Origin of the sequence: Oscillibacter sp., from assembly GCF_032018205.1 — a bacterium.
GTDB lineage: Bacteria > Bacillota > Clostridia > Oscillospirales > Oscillospiraceae > Oscillibacter.
The window spans coordinates 135998-153685 of sequence record NZ_DALZOY010000003.1; the positions used below are offsets into that span (position 1 = coordinate 135998).

Sequence of the window (17688 nt, forward strand, 5' to 3'; positions counted from 1 at the left end):
GCGCGGAATTTTCCGCGCCGGGGCCGTTCTTTTTAGAAAAAGGTAATTTTTTATGAGGGTATGCCATCTTGCGCCGCACCGCCGGGGCGATGGACAATTATTTAAAAATTTAGCGGCGTAAAGTTTTCTCTATGCAACGCCCTTGATAGTGACGTTCAAATAGCCAAAATCATCCTTCAGAGAAATCTCAAAGGGCTTTACCGCTCTGCCGTCCTGTCGGTAAATACGGACCTTGGGCCGCAGGCAGTAGGACGCGTAATTTCTGATGACCAGTCCGGTCCACCCGTTGCTCAGCGCCACGGAGGTGCCCACAGGATAGGGGGCAATTCTCTTTGTAAAGGCGTTGACCGCCTCCGGGTCGAACAGGGTTTCAGCGCTGGCCATCACAAATTCAACACCCTCGTTGGCCGGCAGCGCCTTCCGATAGGGCCGCTCGGAGGTCAGCGCGTCGTACACGTCGGCAAGGGCGGTAATCCGTCCGTAGAGGGAGATGCCTGTACCCTTCTTTTGCAGAGGATAGCCGGAGCCGTCGTACCGCTCGTGGTGCTCTAAAATAGGCCGGCAGCTTCGGGGCGGAAGCCGGTATTCCGACATGATATAGTCGTAGCCCATCTGGGAATGGGTTTTCATCAGCTCGAATTCCTCTGGAGTCAGAGGCCCGCTTTTTTGAACAATCTGCTTGTTGATAAATACTTTTCCGATGTCGTGCAGCAGAGCGCCGCTGCCCAAGGCAATCAGGTCGCTCACGGGAAAATTCATAGCGATGCCCAAAACGATGGACAGCACCGCAACGTTAAGAGAGTGGGAATACGTGTAGCTGTCGTAGCTGCTTAAATCCAGCATGTTCACCATTACGTTCCGGTTTCCGGAAAGCTCCCGCACAATGCATTCAATCTGGGCGGAGACATTGACCGGGTGCGGTTTTTTACCGCCCTGTCGGGCGGTGGAAATGATTTTCTGAATGCCCCGCATCGTCTCCGTGCGTAGCTCGCCGCTGATGGTGTCGATGACCTCAATGTCCCGGGAAAGGTCGTCTTCAATGTAAGCGCCCGCATAGCCGGCCCGCAGAATGCCGCCAATATATGCGTTGTTCAGTGTGATTCCGGTAGAGAGCATGGTGTTCGGTCCGCGGTACAAGGGCTTTGCAAGCTGCATGCCCTCGCGTAAACAATTTGCCGCTACGAATCTCATCGCGATACCCTTTCAACATATGTTCTGCACACGATATCCTCCGTCCCAGCGGAGACACGGCTTCTTCGCGGTCCGGCCGTCAGGGTTGAAAGCGGTTCGCCTCGCGGTCCGGTCCGTGCCCTCCGTCTTGGGAGCGCAAGGCCAAAAAATACGGGACAAACCATTCGTTGCCAGAGGTTGTATTATATCCGTATTTGAGAAAAATGTCAAATACTTGAAGAAGAATTTTCCTTGGTTCGTGCGGCCCGGGCGCACCGCCCGGGCTGCGCGGCGCAGTATGATACTTAAGGCAACACCGAACAAAAAGCGACTAACGCCTGAAACGCAGACTTGCTTGCATCCTTTGATTATACTTCAAATCTGACGGCGCAGTCCCGCGCTTCCCTTTGTATGGTGTTGCCGTAAGCGTGGCTGAGGAATCCGCAAGCCAATTATTTTCGGAAAGCAGAGGGATTGCATAGAGCTGCCCCGGCGCGGAATATCTCCGCGCCGGGGTCCTTTGCCGCGGGGGAAGGGGACGCGTCGGGATGACGGAGACGTTGTACCCCGGATAAGGCGGTTTATTAAGAAATGGTGGATGTTGAACCGGACAATTTTGGAGCGGCCCCGCGTCAGGTATTTCCAGCGGAGGCGGCCGGAGAATTTTCCGCGCTGCCGCTTGCTCCGGGCGCGGCGCTGCCCTCCGTGGAGCTTTTGGCTGCTTTCTGGCGGCCGGTGTGGTCGATGGTGTAGTCCTGATTACACTCGCCCTTGACGATGATTTGTGAGATGGGAACCACGGAGTAGCCTTGCCCGATCAGATATTCCAGAATGCCTGGCAGGGCGGCGGGGGTGTGCTCCGCCGCGTTGTGGAATAGGACGATGGACCCGGGCTGAACTTTGGAGGTCACCCGCCGTGTGATTTCGTCCGCCGATAGACCCTTCCAGTCTAAGCTGTCAACATACCACACAAAAATAAAGTGTTGATGCTCAACGCAATTTGACTTCAATACCCGATGGAGCGCACAGCACATTTTTGATGACTGCTGCGGCGGTCTTCTTTTTTGTTTCAAAATCCAAGCCACTGAAATCATATGCAATTGCTTCTGTGGAAGGCGTGTTTGCGACGGTTTCTATCCTGCTCAGGATGGCTTGCTTTTCGTCGTCCAGCTTTTGAATCGCCGCATTGATGTACTGTTTGGAAACATCATTGCCGTCTGCGAGAGCCTGTATCAAATTAAAAATTTTATTTTCGATTTGCTCTAACTCATTCACCCATTTGTCTTGCGGCTTTGGACTGAGGGTTTCTGCGGGTGGAAAAGCCTGCTGCTTTGCAAAGCGCTTCATCAAAACCGATTCTACCATTGCTTCGACGTCTTCGATACGTTCGCTATGGACAACAGAACAGATGTGGAGGTTCGAGCGGCCCGCGCAGGACAGGTACTTTCGATTGTACTGCTTATCTTCGATAACGCGCAGGCTATAACCGCATTCCGCACAGTGCAGCAGTCCGGAAAGCCAAGTAAGCTTTCCCTTTCCGGTGTTTTTAATCTGCCGGTTGTTGTCCATGCGGAATTGACAGGTTAAAAATTGCTCCCCTTCGATCATTCCTTTGTGAGAGGAGATTGCCAGAAGATGCTCCTGCATGTTGGTGTACTTTCTTTCATTTGACGTGCGTTTCCCGATCATAATGGAGGCGAATTTCCCTGTAAATTCAGAGGCGTCATTATAAATAATTGCGCCTTTTGCTTTGTAATACGCATAGACTGCTTCGGTCGCTTTGGCGTAGGCTGGGTTGCGCAAAATGCGCCCCACGGATACGCCGTCCCAGCCGGTCCTTCTGGCACACGGAATCCCCTCTTCGGTCAGCGCTTTTGCAATTTTGCCAAGCGACGTTCCGGCCTCTGCGTACATGTTGAAAATGTGCTTTACGGTTTCTATTTCCGGCGTCGGTTCAAGGGATTTCTGCCCGTTTACCCGCTCCTGTGCAATCTGAAAGCCAAAGGGCGCAGGGCCGCCGGGCCAAGCGCCTTTTTTCACGCGCTGGTAATAATTATCCTTCACTCGTTCTGCTATGGTTTCCCGCTCTAACTGCGCGAAAACCATAATGATATAGAGCATGGCGCGTCCGACCGGCGTGGACGTATCAAACTTTTCATTGATGGAGACAAACTCAACATGATTCTGATTCAGCGTCTCCCAAATCATGCCGAAGTCCATAATGGAACGGGAGATTCGATCGAGCCGATAGCACACCAGTTTTTCAACCTCTCCGGATTCAACGTCCTTCATTAGCTTGGCAAAGGATGGACGGTGAGTGTTCTTGCCGGAAAAGCCCTTGTCGGTATAAACCTTAAATTCATCGGCAGCCTCGGCGCGGCACAGGTCCACCTGCCCCTCAATGGAAAGACTGTCCTTTTTGTCAAGGCTCTGCCGGGCGTAGATTGCCGTATACATGCCTCACCCCCATCTGCCCAATTCGAGCACGCTATACTTTGCGCCGCCCCGGCGGGGCGGCGCTTTTGGTCACTGGGCTTTCTTCAGCTCCGCGACTTCCTGAGACAGGATTTTAACGACGGACTTCATGAAGGCCACCTCGTCCTCCAGAGCTTCCACACGGTTCTTTGGGGCCAGCGTGGCGAGGAGATTCGCCTGTCCTTCGGACAGAGTCTGAATGCTGGGGATGATGACATTCTCCTGTGTGATTTTAATTTTCACCACGCGCTCTTTCAGATCGTCCCCAGCAGTCTGGATCGTCCCCAGCAGTTTACCGTGCCGCTCCAGCATTTACCCCTGTTTTTCCGGAATTTCTAGAATCTTTTCTTCGTTGTTCATATGCCCTCCAATGTGTCCGGATTGGACACATTGTTACAGATACCGCTGTAAGACGGCAGGCAGTGCGTCCTTGTACTGATTCAGTTCATAAATATCCTGAAGCGGATACTTCATATCATTCTTATTTTCATCCGGGATAATCAACATTTTTTGGCTAGCCGTAAGACGCAGACGACAAATCCCCTTGCGGGTATTCGCTTTGTACAGAATGTTGATGTAAGACTCGGTAACGAAGGGGTCACTCATCTTATTAGTTTCAACTGATAGGTTATTTTATCACGGAAGTACAGATGTTTCAAGACCTCAGGAAGGGAGGAAATGCCATGAACAATATCAAGCGGTTTTGGGAGGAGCGCCCGCTGATGGATGAAATCATGGCGGATATCACGGAGGTCCGAATTGCAACGAAAGTCTAGAGAATATGCGGAAGAGGCGGATAGCACCTCAATGTTTGGGGATGGGGTGAATAGTGGACAGGCCCTGCCAATAAAATTCCAAAGGAGGTGGTGCCTTTCATGGAATTAAAACTGACATGGAACGGGCGGGAAATCACCGGGGACGAGCCGGAATACCAGGAGCACTTCAGAAAAATCATAATTCGGGACGTCATCCCTTATGCACTCGCTCACCCAGAGAGGACGGCAAATGCCATTCGATTCGTTCCTATTGAAGATACTTATGAAAAAAAATAATTTGTGCGGCTGGGAGGGCCCGGCTGCGGAAAAAAGACGGACAAGCTTGCCGAGGATACCGCCTATGAGGTGGCGCGGCTGTCGGAGGACTATCAGTGAAAACTGTACGACGCTAAGCAGGGCGGCAATTTGAGCCTATAGGGCACGGACGTTGAGACGTGGGGCGAGGAGCTGGCGGCGCTGGACGACATCACCGGCCCGGAGGGGGAAAAGTATGTTGCTGCCAGTTGGGCGCGGCTCCACGTCGCCCGCGGCGCTGCAAAATAAAAATTCAGTATGTCTTGGGGGTTGCCTATTAGCGAAATGAGAACAGGTCGCCCTCGTGGGTGTTCTGGAAAGCGGATTTCTGGTCGAAACTGGAGCGCGGGGAGGATATCATCGTAAGTAGCCGCTGTATCGCCGCCTCCCATGAGGGGTGGATCGGCTGGAGCGAATATCACGACAGCGGCGACGAGTGCGTTACCGCCACTTTGCAAATGGATACCACAAGTCCGTGAAAACCACCGGGGACAGCCTTCACTCCAATTCGGGCACATCTGCCCCGGCCCCGTATGACGGGCACTCTGAGCTTGTCGAGGAGGAGGAATCCGGGGAACTGCCTTGTTGATCGGTTATGGCAAGCGCGGCCCTCAGGAGACGGGGAAAGAAAGTGGGGAATAAAAAGTGGTGGATTATTTCTTCTCCTTGTAGCAAAGGCCGTCAAATACCGTTGTGCCAATCATTGACTTGCTGAGTTCGCGCAGGAAAATACTCAGGCATATAAAATCCTTTTCCGAGAGATTGGTATAAAAATAATTGGTCAGGGCCGCAATCAGCATATTCATTTCACAAGGATTCAAGATAATCACCCAAAGCATCATATGCAAATGAAAATAGTCGGTGTGAGTACCGGGGGAGAGGATTACCATGGGCAACGCGATTGTCAAAAATACCTGAAACGCTGCATCAATTGCAAATGGCACGATGCGCCTGAGGGTGCAGCAGGCCGGAGAGGGCGGACAAGATAAATAAGGAGCAAAGAAGCGCCCCGCCGAAACGGCGGGGCAATAGGTCACTCAATATCAATGCCAAGCTTTTGGGCAATTTCGTTGGGTGTCATGCCGGATTGCTTTGCCTTCATAACGAGATCTCTGATAGACACAGGATGCGTAAGCGCATATTTCTGAGATTCCAATTTTGCAATTTCAGTTTTCTTTTTGGCAATTTTCTCGTCCAGAATGGCAATGCGTTCTTCCATGGTTTTTACCGTGCGGGCCATTTAATCACCTCGTTTACAATGATTTACAATAGTACAATAAATGGAATAATTTGTCAATTAAAATTTTTGCGGAGAGAATTGTACTTACTGGAAATTATTCGCTATATGCGGCCGGAAGGAAGTTGGCCCGATGCCTGAATATACTAGCTACGCTCGTGCGCAGGAAAAACGGAAAGCTCGCCGAAAGATTCCTTTCGGCGAGCATATGAAAGATTATCGCTTAGGTGACCAGGGTGGCTTAGGAGGGCCAGGAGGTCCCGGTGGCCTAGGCGGTCCCGGAGGTCCCGGCGGCCTAGGAGGTCTGGGAGTCCAGGGGGGCCATGGGGACCAGGGTGGCCTGGGCGGCCCAGGCGGTCCGGGCGGAGGCCCGGGTGGCTTAGGTGGACGGCATTTGGGATTCCACGGTGTAAAAAAACAAAAAGGATTTCTTGCCATATTAAAGTCCTCCTCTACCCCCAGCATATGCGGAGTGCCTTGCAGGGGTTTTGGAGGGAGGCAGTTGATGGGCGATCATCCTCCCGCATATCAGTGTGTGCAGCAGAGAGCGGGGCCGTTTGTGAAAATAATTTCTTTTTTGAAACTTTATCTGGGAGCACGTCAGAAAGCTCATTAACATCAACAGCGCATACCGCACGAAATTGTGGAATGCCAAGCAGGAAGAGAATCCCAAGTCTGGGCATCTGCTGGGTATGGCGGGACAATATAAAGACTAATTCCCGCCTTCACGATGGAAGGCGGGAATTAGTTTGCAGGAGAGATAGAAGAAGAAAATGAAAAAGTTTATACTCTTCGGCAGTGCCTCGTTCCGTTGAGCATGTTTGTATCATATCGGGAAAGTTTATAAACAAGCTTAAAAAACTATGAATAAAATGTAAATATCGCCGAAAAAATTGCATGCGTTTTGACACGCCGGGTTATGCTCAACGCAGATAGCGAATCCATATAGGCGGCAATAAAAATTTTCCATAATTTAAGCTTTTTTTCAGAATTTTGGTTTATGTATAGTCCATACAAATAAGGAGGCAAAACAATGAAACTAAAAAGTACATTATCTCTTTTGTGTGTTACGGGACTGATGGCCATGGCGCTGGCCGGATGCGGAAGCAGCGGCGCGAATTCGGAAAATCCCACAGGCGCGGCAAGCAATTCTGCCAGTACATCCGGTTCCGGTGAGTCTGGCGGCTCTCAAATTATCGGACAGGTGCAAAGCATCAGTGACAAGACAGTCACGTTGCTTCTGGGGACAATGGAGGACGGTGGACAGGGGCAAGCCGGCGGACCCGCCCAGCCGGCCGGCAGTAGCGCAAGCGGCGAGCCAATAAAGCCCTCTTCGGATGAAGGGCAAGCCCCCTCAGGTAGCCAGCCCAGCGGTCAGCAGCCCAGCGACCAGCCCGACGGGAAACAGCCTGGCGGCGGCCAGCCCGGTGGCGGAAAGACCTTCGTGGCGGGTACAGAGACAGTATTTATTACAATAGCAGGCGACACGGCAATTACAGTGCAAAGCATCTCCGGAGAGACAGACGGAACGATTGATGACATTAAAGAGGGAACTGTTCTTGATGTTGTACTCGGAGATAATAACACGGCCACTTCTGTAATTGTCAAGAATATCATGGCAGGCCCTTCGGCTGTGCCTGATGATGCAAATGCCGATCTTTCTGCTGGCAGCAGCTCCGGCGCTCAGTCTGCCAACAATTAAATCCCGCCGCACCTATGCGATGACTTCTTCCCGCGCTTAAAGCAGGAACCGCGCAGCCTTCAATTTCCCCAGAGCCTTGATAGGCTCTGGGGAAGTTCTACGTAACTGGGCTTGGCTTTTCCACGAAGTATAGGGCTGGGTGCTGTTCTCTTATCAGGTTTCAAGGCTATATCAATATTCAAGTTGTATGTTAGTTAACGTCCTCGAGATGAGGATGTTTGCCAAGTGGCATATCCCTACAAAAGCAGACTCGCCTGCGTGGATCCATCCCACAATGGCGAGTTTGCTTTATTATCTAAGCTTAAAAAAAGAATGCCTAAATTTTCAAAATTGCTGTTATCATAATCAGAAGCGAGGCCGATAAAAAGATGTAGGGATAGCAAATTTTGGCAACAAAAATTTGCTGAAAAGGGATGACGAAAGCATGAAAATTGATGGCAACAGTTCTCTGATGGCATTATACCAAACTCAGCGTACCGACAGCACAAAGAACAGTTCTTCGTCCAGCGATTCCAGTTCCACAAAATCAACCGAGCGACAGAGGTTTGACACAGTTGAAATAAGCGACAATGCTTATAATGACTATGCTGAATCTTTGGGGAGTACCTCTGCTGTTTCTGATGCACTTGACAGTCTGGTAAGTGATGGAACAATTACCAGCGATCAGGCTAACGCAGTTTTAAATTCCATGAACTCGAATTCTGTGGATGTATCAGATGGATCAAATCCTTTGAAAACAACGCTTGATAGTCTGGTGAATGATGGGACGATTAGCAGTGATCAGGAAAGTGCCGTTGCGGAAGCTCTGGCTCCGAAAGATGATGGCGCCGCCTCTGGCCTAAAGGCTGATAAACCGATGGGCCCGCCGCCTCCCCCTCCTGCCGATTCGGAGGATGACAGCGATGAAGATGAAGATTATTTGGAGGAACTGCTGCAAAGTCTGGTTGAAAACGGTACGCTGTCGGATGACCAGCAAGATGCGATTGAGAGTGCCATAAGCTCAAGCTCCTCGGATTCAGATACCGACTCGAGTTCCATTCAGGTAACGTTGGATAATCTCCTCAACGCTGGTACGATTTCGGATGATCAGGCAAATGCTATTCTGGAAGCGCTGAATCCGTCGAACATGGATTAAATTTTCACTTTAACATAGTTCGCGCTGGCAGACATATCGTCACAAGAAAAAATAGAGGGACTGGGAAACTCCCAGTCCCTCTGTATTTATTTTTATAACATGACTATCAACATCCCATTGAATAGGTTCCATTCCGTAATCCCGAATGGCCTTGACCACATGGTCGTCATACTCTCCGTAGGGACAGCGAATCAGTGTGGGACGCACGCCGGTGATGGCCTCAATCTTGTCGCTGCTCTCCTTTAGGTCGGCGGTGATTTTCTCGGTGGAGAGAGAATTGTAGTGGTCGTGGTGGGCGGAGTGGCTCATAATTTCGTGGCCTGCGTCGTTGAGCGCCTTGACGGACTCCGGGTATTTGTCCACCCAGTCGCCCACCACAAAAAAGGTGGTTTTTACATTGTATTGCTCCAGAATGTTAATGAGGGTCTGGGTGTCCTCGTTTCCCCAGGCGGCGTCGAAGCTGATGGAGCAAATCTTTTGCTGCCCTCTGTCCACGCAGTAGATGGGAAGCTGGCGTTCCGTGGCGAGCGCCTCGGTGGGGTAGGAGGCCGCGTAGCCGCCAAGGGACACCGCCAGCGCCGCCGCCAGCAGGGCGGTGGCTTTTTTTTTCCAAATAATGATTTTCATAAAATCCCTCCTCAGATAAAAAAGTATATGAGCATAAGCACTGGAAATTGCGCCAATCCGTGGGAAAAGCAGAGGAGACTGCACGGGGACAAGGGGTTACGAATCATGCTTGGCAGAGAGTGAGGAAAAAATTTCCTAAAAAATTGGGTTTGTTTAGAATTGACAAAGCGGAAAAATTCTGTTACAATTTGGTTACAAAATAATTTCAAAGGAGCATGTTGATGGCTGAAAGTATGGAGAAGGCCTCGGGCCTGACCTATAAGGGTCACCCGCTTCGCCGGGTGGATAATCTGATTTACTACGGCACGATGGCTGAGAAATATATCATTATGATGCAGGTAATGGACAGCAAAAAGATTCAGGACATGAATGTGGCTACCAAGGTTTCCGTCCAATTACAATTAACGGACCCGGATCTGAAATCCCGGGATCGCGTGGTGAAAAAAAGTGAAAGAGAGAGCCTGTACGAGGCCATGGACATCTCCGCCATCTGGCTGGAGCGCGCATTGGCCGGCAAGCTGTAAGGCAGGCGGCTTTTCCACTTCCCGACAAACGAAAATTCGAAAGGAAGCGTACACTTATGAAACACCGTGCAGGTAAAGCGGCCGGGATGTTCGTTCTTTCCGCCGCAATGACGATGCTTTTGGCCGCCACGGCCTCCGTTTCCGCCGCCGATCAAATTGCAATCGGCGTCGGTTGTACCACCGGCTCCAGCCTGCGGCTTCGGGCCGAGGCATCCACTTCCTCTTCCGTTGTCACGCAGTTGGACAAAAGTGTCGCCGTCTCCATTCTGGGCAAGCAGGACGGGTGGTACTATGTGGGCTTTGACGGGAAGTCCGGCTATGTTTCCGCCGAGTATGTCATTGAGGATCAGGATGGCATTTTTACTGCTCCGGGCCGCATAAACGGCGATGGAGTGAATGTTCGTGCTTCCGCCGATCCTGACGCGCAAGCCGTTGCCACGGTAAACAAGGACGCCGCCGTAACGGTGGACGGCTTTGCCGACGGCTGGTACGCCGTGACCTGCCAGTATGGGACTATCGGTTATATCCGCAGTGATTTTGTGGATTTGGTCTCTGACGAGGCATCCGCCTCCGGCGCGGCTGATATTGCAACGCAGTATCTGGGCACCCGGTATGTCTATGGCGGTTCGTCTCCCAGCGGCTTTGACTGTTCAGGCTTCACTATGTACGTGTTCAAGCAGATGGGCGTGAGCCTGCCCCACAGTGCCACCAGCCAGTGGCAGAGCGGAAAGGGCCAGAAGCTTTACTCTGCATCGGAGCTGAAGTCCGGCGATCTGGTGTTTTTCAATGACCCCAGCCGCTCTAATGGAAAAGCGTGTTCCCACGCCGGTATTTATATGGGCGGCGGGCAGTTTATCCACGCTTCCTCCGCCAACAGCGGCGGCGTGATTGTCAGTACGCTGACCAGTGGGTATTACAACACCTATTTTGTGGGCGGTATGCGCGTTTGAGCTTGGTTTACATAGGAAAATGAGATTTACGGCGGACGGCTTTGCTGTCCGCCGTGTTTTTTTGCAGAGCGGCACGGCGATTGTACAGGCAACATTTCACACTAAATTGCGCAATGTTGCGCAATTTAGTGTTTTCTTTTTCCGGGAACTGTGATATACTGTCCACAGAAGAACATTTCACAGCGGTGTTTTGCATCCGCAGCGGCAAGCCTGCGGTGCAGAAAAGGGTTCCGTCATCATGGATCATATGTGGGGAGGTATACAAATATGAGCTATCCGAAGACCGGCAAGGAAGTGTTTATCAGCTTTTCCATTTCCAACACCATGTTTTCCGGCATTGGAAAGGGGACCATCACCAGAGAGGAAGTCTCTGTCGATTACTTAAAAGAACTGTTTGAAAAATATGGCGTGATTGTTTCGGCCAAACCAGAGCAGCGCAGGTTGCTGGAAGAGGTCAACGAGAGTTACGATCTGAAGCTGGAAATCCCGGAGAACTTGCGCATCATTCACCTCTCGGAGAAAAACCGCCGCATCGTGGTGATCTCCGTTCAGGGGCTGAAACGGGAAAACGGCTCACTCCTGCCTGAATATACAGAGAAGGAGTTTCAGGAGGCCAGTTTTAGCTTTGTAAAGTATTACGTGCAGAGCCGCCACTATGACGAGCTTTTGGCGGAGAACGCCAAGCTGAAGCGGGACTTGGAGATGGAAGTTGCGTGGCGTACCAGAGAGTGCGACATTTAAATCTTTTAAAAATTCCCGTAGTTGAATTTTGAAGAGAATACGCCGCGCCCCGCCGCCCGTTAAAAGCGGGCGGCGGGGCGCGCACAGCACGGGATAAATTTTCGGAAGCGTACATGCCCGGGGCTTTTATAAGTTGAAAAGAGCAGGCCGCACAAGCGGCCCGCTCTTTTGCAAATCCGGCGATTTACCGTGGCTCTCTTGGTCCCGGGCGAAATTCCTCTCCCCGCTTTGTCATGGACAGCGCTCCGGCGGACAGTTCCGTCAGCCGAAGAGAAAAGTTTTCTGCGCCGCTTTTGGGAAATGCGGCAAGCAGCGTAACGGTTTCGCCGTAGTCTGCATTTTCAACCACCGCGTCTGCGGCCCCCAGCTCCAGCTTGATGCGCTCCAGCAGAGGATAGGGGCAAGGGACCTCCCACAGCGTCCAAAGGCTTACACGGCTGATGCCGCTGCTGTCCAGCGCGTCCTTCGCGCCCTTGGAATAGGCGCGGGTCAATCCCCCCGCTCCCAGCAGCACGCCGCCGAAATACCGCGTTACCACGCAGCAGAAATCAGTGATACCCTCCCGCTGAAATACGTTCAGCATGGGTTGTCCCGCCGTGCCCTGAGGTTCGCCGTCGTCGGAGTAGCGAACGATCCCGCCTGCCCGGATGGAATAGCACCAGCAGTTGTGGCGAGCGTCGTAATGCTGCTTTTTCGTCTCCTCAATGCGGGCGCGGGCCTCGTCCTCGTTTTCTGTTCGCCAGAGGCGGCTGATAAAACGGGAACGCTTTTCCGTAAATTCGCTTGCCCCGTCCGCAAAGGGGACCAGATACTCGTCCATACCGTTCCTCCTATTTCGGCGCGACCGCCCCGGTCCTGCCCCACCAAATTGACCGGGGCGACAGCCTGGTGCTTCAGAGCTGAGAAGAACTCAGCGGGAAAGAAGGCGCTTCACGCAGAGTTCATTCGCCGTCCTCGTTCTCCGTCTCCTGCACATAGGGGACCAACTGCCCCAAAACCCGGGGGGCGCATACGGCGGTCACGTCGATGGTGTCGGTGTATTCCACCAGCTCCACCTTCGCTTCCCGGTACAGCATGTCAAGCATTCCGCCCTTGTCGTAGGGGAGGTGGATGACCACCCGCCGCGCGCCCTTGTCCAGCCGGAGGTCGATGAGGTGCAAAAGCTCCTCAATGCCCGCTCCGGTTTTGGCGGAAATGGTGACCATGTCCTCGCCCCGGGGCAGAATTTCCCCGCCGGAGAGATCACTCTTGTTAAATACCTCAATTTGGGGCAGGTCGCTGGCGCCCAGCTCCCCGATCAGCTCCTCCACGACCTGAGCCTGCTGCTGCCACTCTGGGTTGGATACGTCGATGACATGCAGCAGAAGGTCCGCGTACTCAAGCTCCTCCAGCGTGGCCTTAAACGCCTCCACGAGCTGATGGGGAAGTTTCCGGATAAAGCCCACGGTGTCGCTGAGAATCACGTCCTGCGTCTCGCTGACGGTCAAAAGACGGCTGGTGGTGTCCAGCGTGTCAAACAGGCGGTTGTTGGCGGGGATCGCCGCGCCGGTAAGCCTGTTTAACAGGGTGGACTTGCCCGCGTTGGTATAGCCCACAATGGCCACCACGGGAATCTCGTTTTTTCGCCGCTGTTGGCGCTGGGTGCTCCGCACCCGGCGCACATCGTCTAAATCCGCCCGAAGCTTGTCGATTTTCTTGTGAATCAGCCGACGGTCGGTTTCAAGCTGGGTTTCGCCGGGGCCTTTGGAGCCGATGGCTCCCATTCCACTGGTGCCGCCCTGACGCTCTAAGTGGGTCCACATGCCCGTCAGACGGGGGAGAAGGTATTGATACTCCGCCAGCTCCACCTGAAGGCGGCCCTCTCTGGTCTTGGCCCGTTGGGCAAAAATGTCCAGAATCAATCCGCAGCGGTCCAGCACCTGAATGCCCAAAAGCTCCGTCAGCACCCGCTGCTGGGAAGGGGAGAGGTCGTTATCAAAAATGACCATCGTAGCTCCCGTGTTTTCGCAGTAGAGCTGCACCTCCGCCACCTTTCCCTCGCCGATGAAAGTGCGGGGGTCCGGCTTTTCCCGGTTTTGAAGGATAATTCCCTCCGTCACGCCGCCGGCGGTATCCACCAGAGCGGACAGCTCCTCCATAGTGGTTTCATCGGCCAGATCCTCTTTGCGCAGCACGGGGGAGTTCAGCCCCACCAGCACCACTTTATCTCTGATTTCGTTTGTTTCTTGCATAAATCTCCTTTTTCCGCCTGTGGCGGTTATGCCTGATAGGCCTCCACGACCTCGCCGATATACATACGGTGCCAGTCGCCCTCCGGGTAAAAAGAGGCCGCTGCGCCGGAGTCGATGACAAACTCAGACGTCATGTCTTGCGCATACAGCTTGCGACACACCAAAACCAGCTCCGCTTCGTCGAAAAACGGGGCGTCGCCCGCACCGTAGCAGAGCGTAAAACCGCAGTCGGCAATTTTGTCGGTATCCCTGCCGCTTTTGGTGCCGCACAAGGTCAGCGCGTCCTTTCGCTCCTTGGGGAGGATGGACACGGTGAAATAGTCGTTGGATTCCATAAATTGAAAGGTGTAGCGGGAGGGACGCACGTACACCGTGCAGGCGGGCCTGTTCCAGAGGCTGCCCAAGCCGCCCCAGCCGATGGTCATGGTGTTGCAGGCCGTCTTGTCTCCCGCTGTCAGCAGAGGCATCCGCCCCGTAAACAGGCGCAGGGCCTCTATGGAAAGCTCCTTGGGGTTTACAGATTTCAAGCGCATGACAATCGTCTCCTCCATCATTTTAATAGTGGTAGTATTATATCCGCTTCGTGAAAAATTGTAAAGCGGACAAAGGCGCAAAAGTCCCGTATCCTCACGGATACGGGACTTTGTGAACGTGTCGTCGGTCTTAGTTGCTCAAGCCGAACTTCTTGTTGAACTTGGCTACGCGTCCGCCGGTATCCACCAGCTTCTGCTTGCCCGTAAAGAAGGGGTGACACTTAGAGCAGACTTCCACCTTGATATTCCTCTTGGTAGAACCTGTCTCAATCACATTACCGCAGGCGCAAGAAATAGTAGTCTGCTGATAATCGGGATGGATTCCTTCCTTCATTGCTCTCGTTCACCTCTTTCGATCCAATCGCTAATGCCCCTTACAAAGGCACAAGTCAGTCTAACACAGTTTTTTACGGATTGCAAGGACTTTTTCAAGAAGATTTCGGAAAAAACGAAATCTTTGACGAAAATTACAGCGGAGCATATAAAGAAACATAAACGGCTGCCCGGCAAAGAGTCGGTGAAGAACAAGAAAACTCTCCGGAATACAAAAGAAAAGTGAAGCAACGCGGTCTGCGGCTTTCCGTGAAAACCGCAGACCGGGCAATGGAACTTTACAAAAAATTAGCAGAAGCAGACGGGGCCTTTGCAGTCATTGAACACAGGTTAAGGCTATAATAAAACAGGAAAATACGTCGGGCGGCGCGCGGAGGAAAGGCGTGTCCGCTTTACAAAAGGGAATGGGAGGGAAGCGAGATGAACGAGGAGCTTAGAGAATATCTGTGGGATGGCGAAGTCGTCCGCTGGAGCGGACGGTCGGCGCCGGTTCCTTTGCTGAGTCAGCGGGAAAGAGGAAAAATTCTTGTCAGATGGGCGATCACGCTGGTATGCATTTCCACACTTTTAGGGATTTACAGCACGGGGAGCGACGCGCTCAGCGGGAAATTTGCCGCGCTGGTGACGCTGGTGGCGGCGCTGGTGATTGCCATGCCGTGGCTGGAGCGGTGGAGCGTAATGGGGATGAAGTATTTCGTCACCGACCGCAGAGCCATTCTGCTCACCCGGGATAAAAGTGTATATTATATGGAGTTGGACGAGGTGGACGACGTGAAACGGGTGTGTCTTCAGCCGGAGGCGGACGCGTTGGTGATGGGAAGCGCCATTTTTGAGGATGCGGACCGCCAGCCGCGCTTCAGGGCGTGCAATCCGAAAACGGACCTCCAAAGTGCGGAGGGACAGGACCGAGCGGCGGGTTTGGTTTTTTATGGATTGAGGGACGCTGAGTTTGTAGAGGCGCTTTTGCGCCGGTCTGTGTCGGACGAAAGAGCCGAGGCAATATAGTACCATCAACGCAGAGGCGCGGGACAGAGTTTTCTCTGCCCCGCGCTTTTTCCTTTTGCGATTTATGGGGTACAATAGTTCCGGAAAGGCAAAAAAACTGGCGCTTACGTTATTTTAAAATCGTCCGAATGGCCGAAAGGCACAGGGCCACTTCGTCAGCGGTGTTTTCGGGGCTGAAAGAGAACCGGACCGTGCCCTGTGGAAAGGTACCTAGAGTCTGGTGGGCGCGGGGCGCGCAGTGCAGACCTACCCGGGTCATAATTCCGGCCTCCTGCTCAAGCGCATAGGCCACCGCTGCGTTATCCGCCGGGGAGAAATCCACGCTGACCACGCCAAGCCGCTGGGAAAGCTGGGCCGGGTCGGAAATCCCTGCCACCTTTGCGCCGGGAATTTCGGAGAGTCCCTCTAAAAACTGGGATGTCAGTGCCATTTCTTTTTCAAGAACCATTTCCGGACCGTTCTCAAGAGCCAGCAGAGCCTGCCGCAGACCGATGATTGCAGGGATGGGCAGCGTGCCGCTTTCAAACTTGTCCGGGAGAAATTCCGGCTGCTCCTCGGAGTCGGAACGGGAGCCGGTGCCGCCCTCAATCACCGGGCGCATGGCTTTTGCAAGAAGCGGCAGGACCACAAAGCCGCCCACGCCCTGCGGGCCGCGCAGCCCCTTGTGGCCGGGAAAGGCCAGAAAGTCGATGCACATACCTGCCATATCGATGGGAAGAACGCCTGCGGTTTGGGCCGCATCCACCGCGAACCACACGCCCCGCTCCCTGCAAATCGCGCCGATCTCCCCTATGGGCAGAACGGTTCCGCAGACATTGGATGCATGGGTGCAAAGCACGGCCCGTGTGTTTTTCCGAAGAAGGGCGCGGACCGTCTCTGGCTCCAGTGTCCCGTCCGGGGCGCACGGGGCGGCGCTGACCTCCACCCCAGACTGAGCCAGCGTGCGCAGAGGGCGCATCACCGCGTTGTGCTCCACAGAGGAGACAATGATGTGGTCGCCGGGAACCAGCAGCCCCTTTAAAAACTGATTTACCGAGGCGGTCACTCCGCCGGTGAAGCAGACGCAGGCCTCCTTGGGGGCGGAGAAAAGACGCTTCAATCGCTCCCGCGCGTCCAGCACCTGTCCCAGCAGCTCATAGGACCGCTCATAGCCGCCCCGGCTGATGTTAAAGGCTCCGTTTTCAATCAGCTCGGCCATTGCCCGTCCCACGCCGGGAGCCTTGGGAAACGACGTGGCGGCATTGTCAAAATAAATCGTGTCCATAGCGTTCCTCCGTCCGTATTTTTATAATCATCTTAATATGAATCTCAAAACCGTTCAATCGGCGGATAAGATCATAGATAAACACATATGCAAAAAAACGATTGGAGATTAAAGCAGCCACAGGCTGCTTCTGGAACCCCATCATCGATTGGCTGTCCGGCCACTGAAAAAGTGAAGCCGTTGTTTTAACCTTCCTTGAGGCTGACGAAAGCCTCGCAAGCGGGTGCTATCTTAGCTGCACAGGGTTTTGAGGTTTCTGCGCACCGTGCCGTCAATTTTTTAGAAGGTGAGAATTTGCAGTGTTTCAAAATTTTACCGCCAAAATTTCGGCATATTCTTATTTTTTCGAGTCAAACTACTCTTGCGATACCCAGAAACCCACAAACACGAATTCAATAAATTCGGAATTGAGAAAAGGAGAAACAATTATGGCTAGCAAGAACACTAACAAGATCAACGTGCCCGAGGCCCGCGCGGCAATGGATAAGTTCAAGATGGAGGCTGCTTCCGAGGTTGGCGTCAACCTGAAGGAAGGCTATAACGGCGACCTCACCTCCCGCGAGGCCGGCTCTGTCGGTGGCCAGATGGTTAAGAAGATGATCGAGTCCTACGAGAAGTCCCTGTAACTTCTCTTAAGGCAAATACGCGGCTCCCGGTTTTATCTGTCGGGAGCCGCGTTACGTTTATAAAA

The 17688-nt window shown here is 53.0% G+C and carries 23 protein-coding genes; 9 read left to right on the top strand and 14 right to left on the bottom strand.

Annotated elements, in window-relative coordinates; translation table 11 throughout:
• Positions 1-129: 129 nt before the first annotated feature.
• The 5 genes from RTU96_RS03480 to RTU96_RS03500 all read right to left on the bottom strand — a co-directional run bounded on the left by RTU96_RS03480 (position 130) and on the right by RTU96_RS03500 (position 4251).
• Positions 130-1191, bottom strand: a complete 1062-nt coding sequence (locus tag RTU96_RS03480; protein WP_312634974.1) for an HD-GYP domain-containing protein — start codon at positions 1189-1191, stop codon at positions 130-132.
• A gap of 611 nt (positions 1192-1802) precedes the next feature.
• Positions 1803-2180 (bottom strand): hypothetical protein, encoded by a 378-nt coding sequence (locus RTU96_RS03485; protein ID WP_312634976.1) that lies wholly within the window; start codon positions 2178-2180, stop codon positions 1803-1805.
• Positions 2161-3627 (bottom strand): recombinase family protein, encoded by a 1467-nt coding sequence (locus RTU96_RS03490; protein WP_312634977.1) that lies wholly within the window; start codon positions 3625-3627, stop codon positions 2161-2163. Before RTU96_RS03490 ends, RTU96_RS03485 begins: the two co-directional genes overlap by 20 nt.
• Before the next feature lie 69 nt (positions 3628-3696).
• Positions 3697-3957, bottom strand: coding sequence for a hypothetical protein (locus RTU96_RS03495; RefSeq protein WP_312634979.1), 261 nt, complete (start codon positions 3955-3957; stop codon positions 3697-3699).
• 81 nt (positions 3958-4038) lie between these two features.
• Positions 4039-4251 carry a hypothetical protein gene (locus RTU96_RS03500; RefSeq protein WP_312634980.1) on the bottom strand — a complete coding sequence of 71 codons (213 nt, stop codon included), beginning with the start codon at positions 4249-4251 and terminating at the stop codon, positions 4039-4041.
• A gap of 269 nt (positions 4252-4520) precedes the next feature.
• On the opposite strand from RTU96_RS03500, the gene RTU96_RS03505 reads away from it, so the two are divergent.
• Both RTU96_RS03505 and RTU96_RS03510 read left to right on the top strand, forming a co-directional pair.
• Positions 4521-4697, top strand: coding sequence for a hypothetical protein (locus tag RTU96_RS03505; RefSeq protein ID WP_312634981.1), 177 nt, complete (start codon positions 4521-4523; stop codon positions 4695-4697).
• A 326-nt stretch (positions 4698-5023) separates the two neighbouring features.
• Positions 5024-5194: a hypothetical protein gene (locus tag RTU96_RS03510; protein WP_312634982.1), complete on the top strand. Its 171-nt coding sequence runs from the start codon at positions 5024-5026 to the stop codon at positions 5192-5194.
• A 174-nt stretch (positions 5195-5368) separates the two neighbouring features.
• Here RTU96_RS03510 and RTU96_RS03515 read toward each other — a convergent pair whose 3' ends face one another.
• On the bottom strand, positions 5369-5752 hold the full coding sequence (locus RTU96_RS03515; RefSeq protein ID WP_312634983.1) for a hypothetical protein: 384 nt from the start codon (positions 5750-5752) through the stop codon (positions 5369-5371).
• A complete protein-coding gene (locus tag RTU96_RS03520; protein ID WP_312634984.1) occupies positions 5749-5934 on the bottom strand; it encodes a hypothetical protein in 186 nt (61 codons plus the stop codon). The genes RTU96_RS03515 and RTU96_RS03520 overlap by 4 nt, the downstream gene beginning before the upstream one ends.
• 1051 nt (positions 5935-6985) lie before the next feature.
• Here RTU96_RS03520 and RTU96_RS03525 point away from each other — a divergent pair.
• Positions 6986-7654 (top strand): hypothetical protein, encoded by a 669-nt coding sequence (locus RTU96_RS03525; protein ID WP_312634985.1) that lies wholly within the window; start codon positions 6986-6988, stop codon positions 7652-7654.
• A gap of 424 nt (positions 7655-8078) precedes the next feature.
• Positions 8079-8789 carry a hypothetical protein gene (locus RTU96_RS03530; protein WP_312634986.1) on the top strand — a complete coding sequence of 237 codons (711 nt, stop codon included), beginning with the start codon at positions 8079-8081 and terminating at the stop codon, positions 8787-8789.
• A 39-nt stretch (positions 8790-8828) separates the two neighbouring features.
• Here RTU96_RS03530 and RTU96_RS03535 read toward each other — a convergent pair whose 3' ends face one another.
• Positions 8829-9416, bottom strand: a complete 588-nt coding sequence (locus RTU96_RS03535; RefSeq protein ID WP_312634988.1) for a polysaccharide deacetylase family protein — start codon at positions 9414-9416, stop codon at positions 8829-8831.
• Positions 9417-9637: 221 nt separating this feature from the next.
• Between RTU96_RS03535 and RTU96_RS03540 the strand changes: the two genes are divergently transcribed.
• On the top strand, positions 9638-9940 hold the full coding sequence (locus tag RTU96_RS03540) for a hypothetical protein (protein WP_312634990.1): 303 nt from the start codon (positions 9638-9640) through the stop codon (positions 9938-9940).
• Positions 9941-9996: 56 nt separating this feature from the next.
• Positions 9997-10890: an SH3 domain-containing C40 family peptidase gene (locus RTU96_RS03545; RefSeq protein WP_312634991.1), complete on the top strand. Its 894-nt coding sequence runs from the start codon at positions 9997-9999 to the stop codon at positions 10888-10890.
• Positions 10891-10897: 7 nt separating this feature from the next.
• Here RTU96_RS03545 and RTU96_RS03550 read toward each other — a convergent pair whose 3' ends face one another.
• Positions 10898-11137, bottom strand: a complete 240-nt coding sequence (locus RTU96_RS03550) for a hypothetical protein (protein ID WP_312634992.1) — start codon at positions 11135-11137, stop codon at positions 10898-10900.
• Between the two features lie 20 nt (positions 11138-11157).
• Between RTU96_RS03550 and RTU96_RS03555 the strand changes: the two genes are divergently transcribed.
• A complete protein-coding gene (locus RTU96_RS03555; RefSeq protein WP_312634993.1) occupies positions 11158-11631 on the top strand; it encodes a hypothetical protein in 474 nt (157 codons plus the stop codon).
• Between the two features lie 184 nt (positions 11632-11815).
• Here RTU96_RS03555 and RTU96_RS03560 read toward each other — a convergent pair whose 3' ends face one another.
• The 4 genes from RTU96_RS03560 to rpmE form a co-directional block, all read right to left on the bottom strand.
• Positions 11816-12451 (bottom strand): YigZ family protein, encoded by a 636-nt coding sequence (locus tag RTU96_RS03560; protein WP_312634994.1) that lies wholly within the window; start codon positions 12449-12451, stop codon positions 11816-11818.
• Positions 12452-12572: 121 nt separating this feature from the next.
• Positions 12573-13862 (bottom strand): GTPase HflX, encoded by a 1290-nt coding sequence (gene hflX, locus RTU96_RS03565; RefSeq protein WP_312634995.1) that lies wholly within the window; start codon positions 13860-13862, stop codon positions 12573-12575.
• A gap of 26 nt (positions 13863-13888) precedes the next feature.
• Positions 13889-14395, bottom strand: coding sequence for a flavin reductase (locus RTU96_RS03570; RefSeq protein WP_312634996.1), 507 nt, complete (start codon positions 14393-14395; stop codon positions 13889-13891).
• 130 nt (positions 14396-14525) lie between these two features.
• Entirely contained in the window at positions 14526-14729 is a 204-nt protein-coding gene (gene rpmE / locus RTU96_RS03575) for a 50S ribosomal protein L31 (protein WP_293007616.1), read from the bottom strand.
• 419 nt (positions 14730-15148) lie between these two features.
• Here rpmE and RTU96_RS03580 point away from each other — a divergent pair, with 419 nt between their 5' ends.
• Entirely contained in the window at positions 15149-15733 is a 585-nt protein-coding gene (locus RTU96_RS03580; protein ID WP_312634997.1) for a hypothetical protein, read from the top strand.
• 109 nt (positions 15734-15842) lie between these two features.
• On the opposite strand, the gene RTU96_RS03585 is transcribed toward RTU96_RS03580, so the two are convergent.
• On the bottom strand, positions 15843-16997 hold the full coding sequence (locus RTU96_RS03585; RefSeq protein WP_312634999.1) for an aminotransferase class V-fold PLP-dependent enzyme: 1155 nt from the start codon (positions 16995-16997) through the stop codon (positions 15843-15845).
• Between the two features lie 428 nt (positions 16998-17425).
• Between RTU96_RS03585 and RTU96_RS03590 the strand changes: the two genes are divergently transcribed.
• Positions 17426-17623, top strand: a complete 198-nt coding sequence (locus tag RTU96_RS03590; RefSeq protein WP_293007622.1) for an alpha/beta-type small acid-soluble spore protein — start codon at positions 17426-17428, stop codon at positions 17621-17623.
• The last annotated feature ends 65 nt before the right edge of the window (positions 17624-17688 follow it).

Excerpts from the sequence above, each read along its gene's own strand:
- RTU96_RS03480 (WP_312634974.1), bottom strand. The coding sequence starts at position 1,191 with ATGAGATTCGTAGCGGCAAATTGTTTACGCGAGGGCATGCAGCTTGCA.
- RTU96_RS03490 (WP_312634977.1), bottom strand. The coding sequence starts at position 3,627 with ATGTATACGGCAATCTACGCCCGGCAGAGCCTTGACAAAAAGGACAGT.
- RTU96_RS03495 (WP_312634979.1), bottom strand. The coding sequence starts at position 3,957 with ATGCTGGAGCGGCACGGTAAACTGCTGGGGACGATCCAGACTGCTGGG.
- RTU96_RS03500 (WP_312634980.1), bottom strand. The coding sequence starts at position 4,251 with ATGAGTGACCCCTTCGTTACCGAGTCTTACATCAACATTCTGTACAAA.
- RTU96_RS03505 (WP_312634981.1), top strand. The coding sequence starts at position 4,521 with ATGGAATTAAAACTGACATGGAACGGGCGGGAAATCACCGGGGACGAG.
- RTU96_RS03520 (WP_312634984.1), bottom strand. The coding sequence starts at position 5,934 with ATGGAAGAACGCATTGCCATTCTGGACGAGAAAATTGCCAAAAAGAAA.
- RTU96_RS03525 (WP_312634985.1), top strand. The coding sequence starts at position 6,986 with ATGAAACTAAAAAGTACATTATCTCTTTTGTGTGTTACGGGACTGATG.
- RTU96_RS03530 (WP_312634986.1), top strand. The coding sequence starts at position 8,079 with ATGAAAATTGATGGCAACAGTTCTCTGATGGCATTATACCAAACTCAG.
- RTU96_RS03535 (WP_312634988.1), bottom strand. The coding sequence starts at position 9,416 with ATGAAAATCATTATTTGGAAAAAAAAAGCCACCGCCCTGCTGGCGGCG.
- RTU96_RS03540 (WP_312634990.1), top strand. The coding sequence starts at position 9,638 with ATGGCTGAAAGTATGGAGAAGGCCTCGGGCCTGACCTATAAGGGTCAC.
- RTU96_RS03545 (WP_312634991.1), top strand. The coding sequence starts at position 9,997 with ATGAAACACCGTGCAGGTAAAGCGGCCGGGATGTTCGTTCTTTCCGCC.
- RTU96_RS03550 (WP_312634992.1), bottom strand. The coding sequence starts at position 11,137 with ATGATCCATGATGACGGAACCCTTTTCTGCACCGCAGGCTTGCCGCTG.
- RTU96_RS03555 (WP_312634993.1), top strand. The coding sequence starts at position 11,158 with ATGAGCTATCCGAAGACCGGCAAGGAAGTGTTTATCAGCTTTTCCATT.
- RTU96_RS03560 (WP_312634994.1), bottom strand. The coding sequence starts at position 12,451 with ATGGACGAGTATCTGGTCCCCTTTGCGGACGGGGCAAGCGAATTTACG.
- hflX (WP_312634995.1), bottom strand. The coding sequence starts at position 13,862 with ATGCAAGAAACAAACGAAATCAGAGATAAAGTGGTGCTGGTGGGGCTG.
- RTU96_RS03570 (WP_312634996.1), bottom strand. The coding sequence starts at position 14,395 with ATGCGCTTGAAATCTGTAAACCCCAAGGAGCTTTCCATAGAGGCCCTG.
- rpmE (WP_293007616.1), bottom strand. The coding sequence starts at position 14,729 with ATGAAGGAAGGAATCCATCCCGATTATCAGCAGACTACTATTTCTTGC.
- RTU96_RS03580 (WP_312634997.1), top strand. The coding sequence starts at position 15,149 with ATGAACGAGGAGCTTAGAGAATATCTGTGGGATGGCGAAGTCGTCCGC.
- RTU96_RS03585 (WP_312634999.1), bottom strand. The coding sequence starts at position 16,997 with ATGGACACGATTTATTTTGACAATGCCGCCACGTCGTTTCCCAAGGCT.
- RTU96_RS03590 (WP_293007622.1), top strand. The coding sequence starts at position 17,426 with ATGGCTAGCAAGAACACTAACAAGATCAACGTGCCCGAGGCCCGCGCG.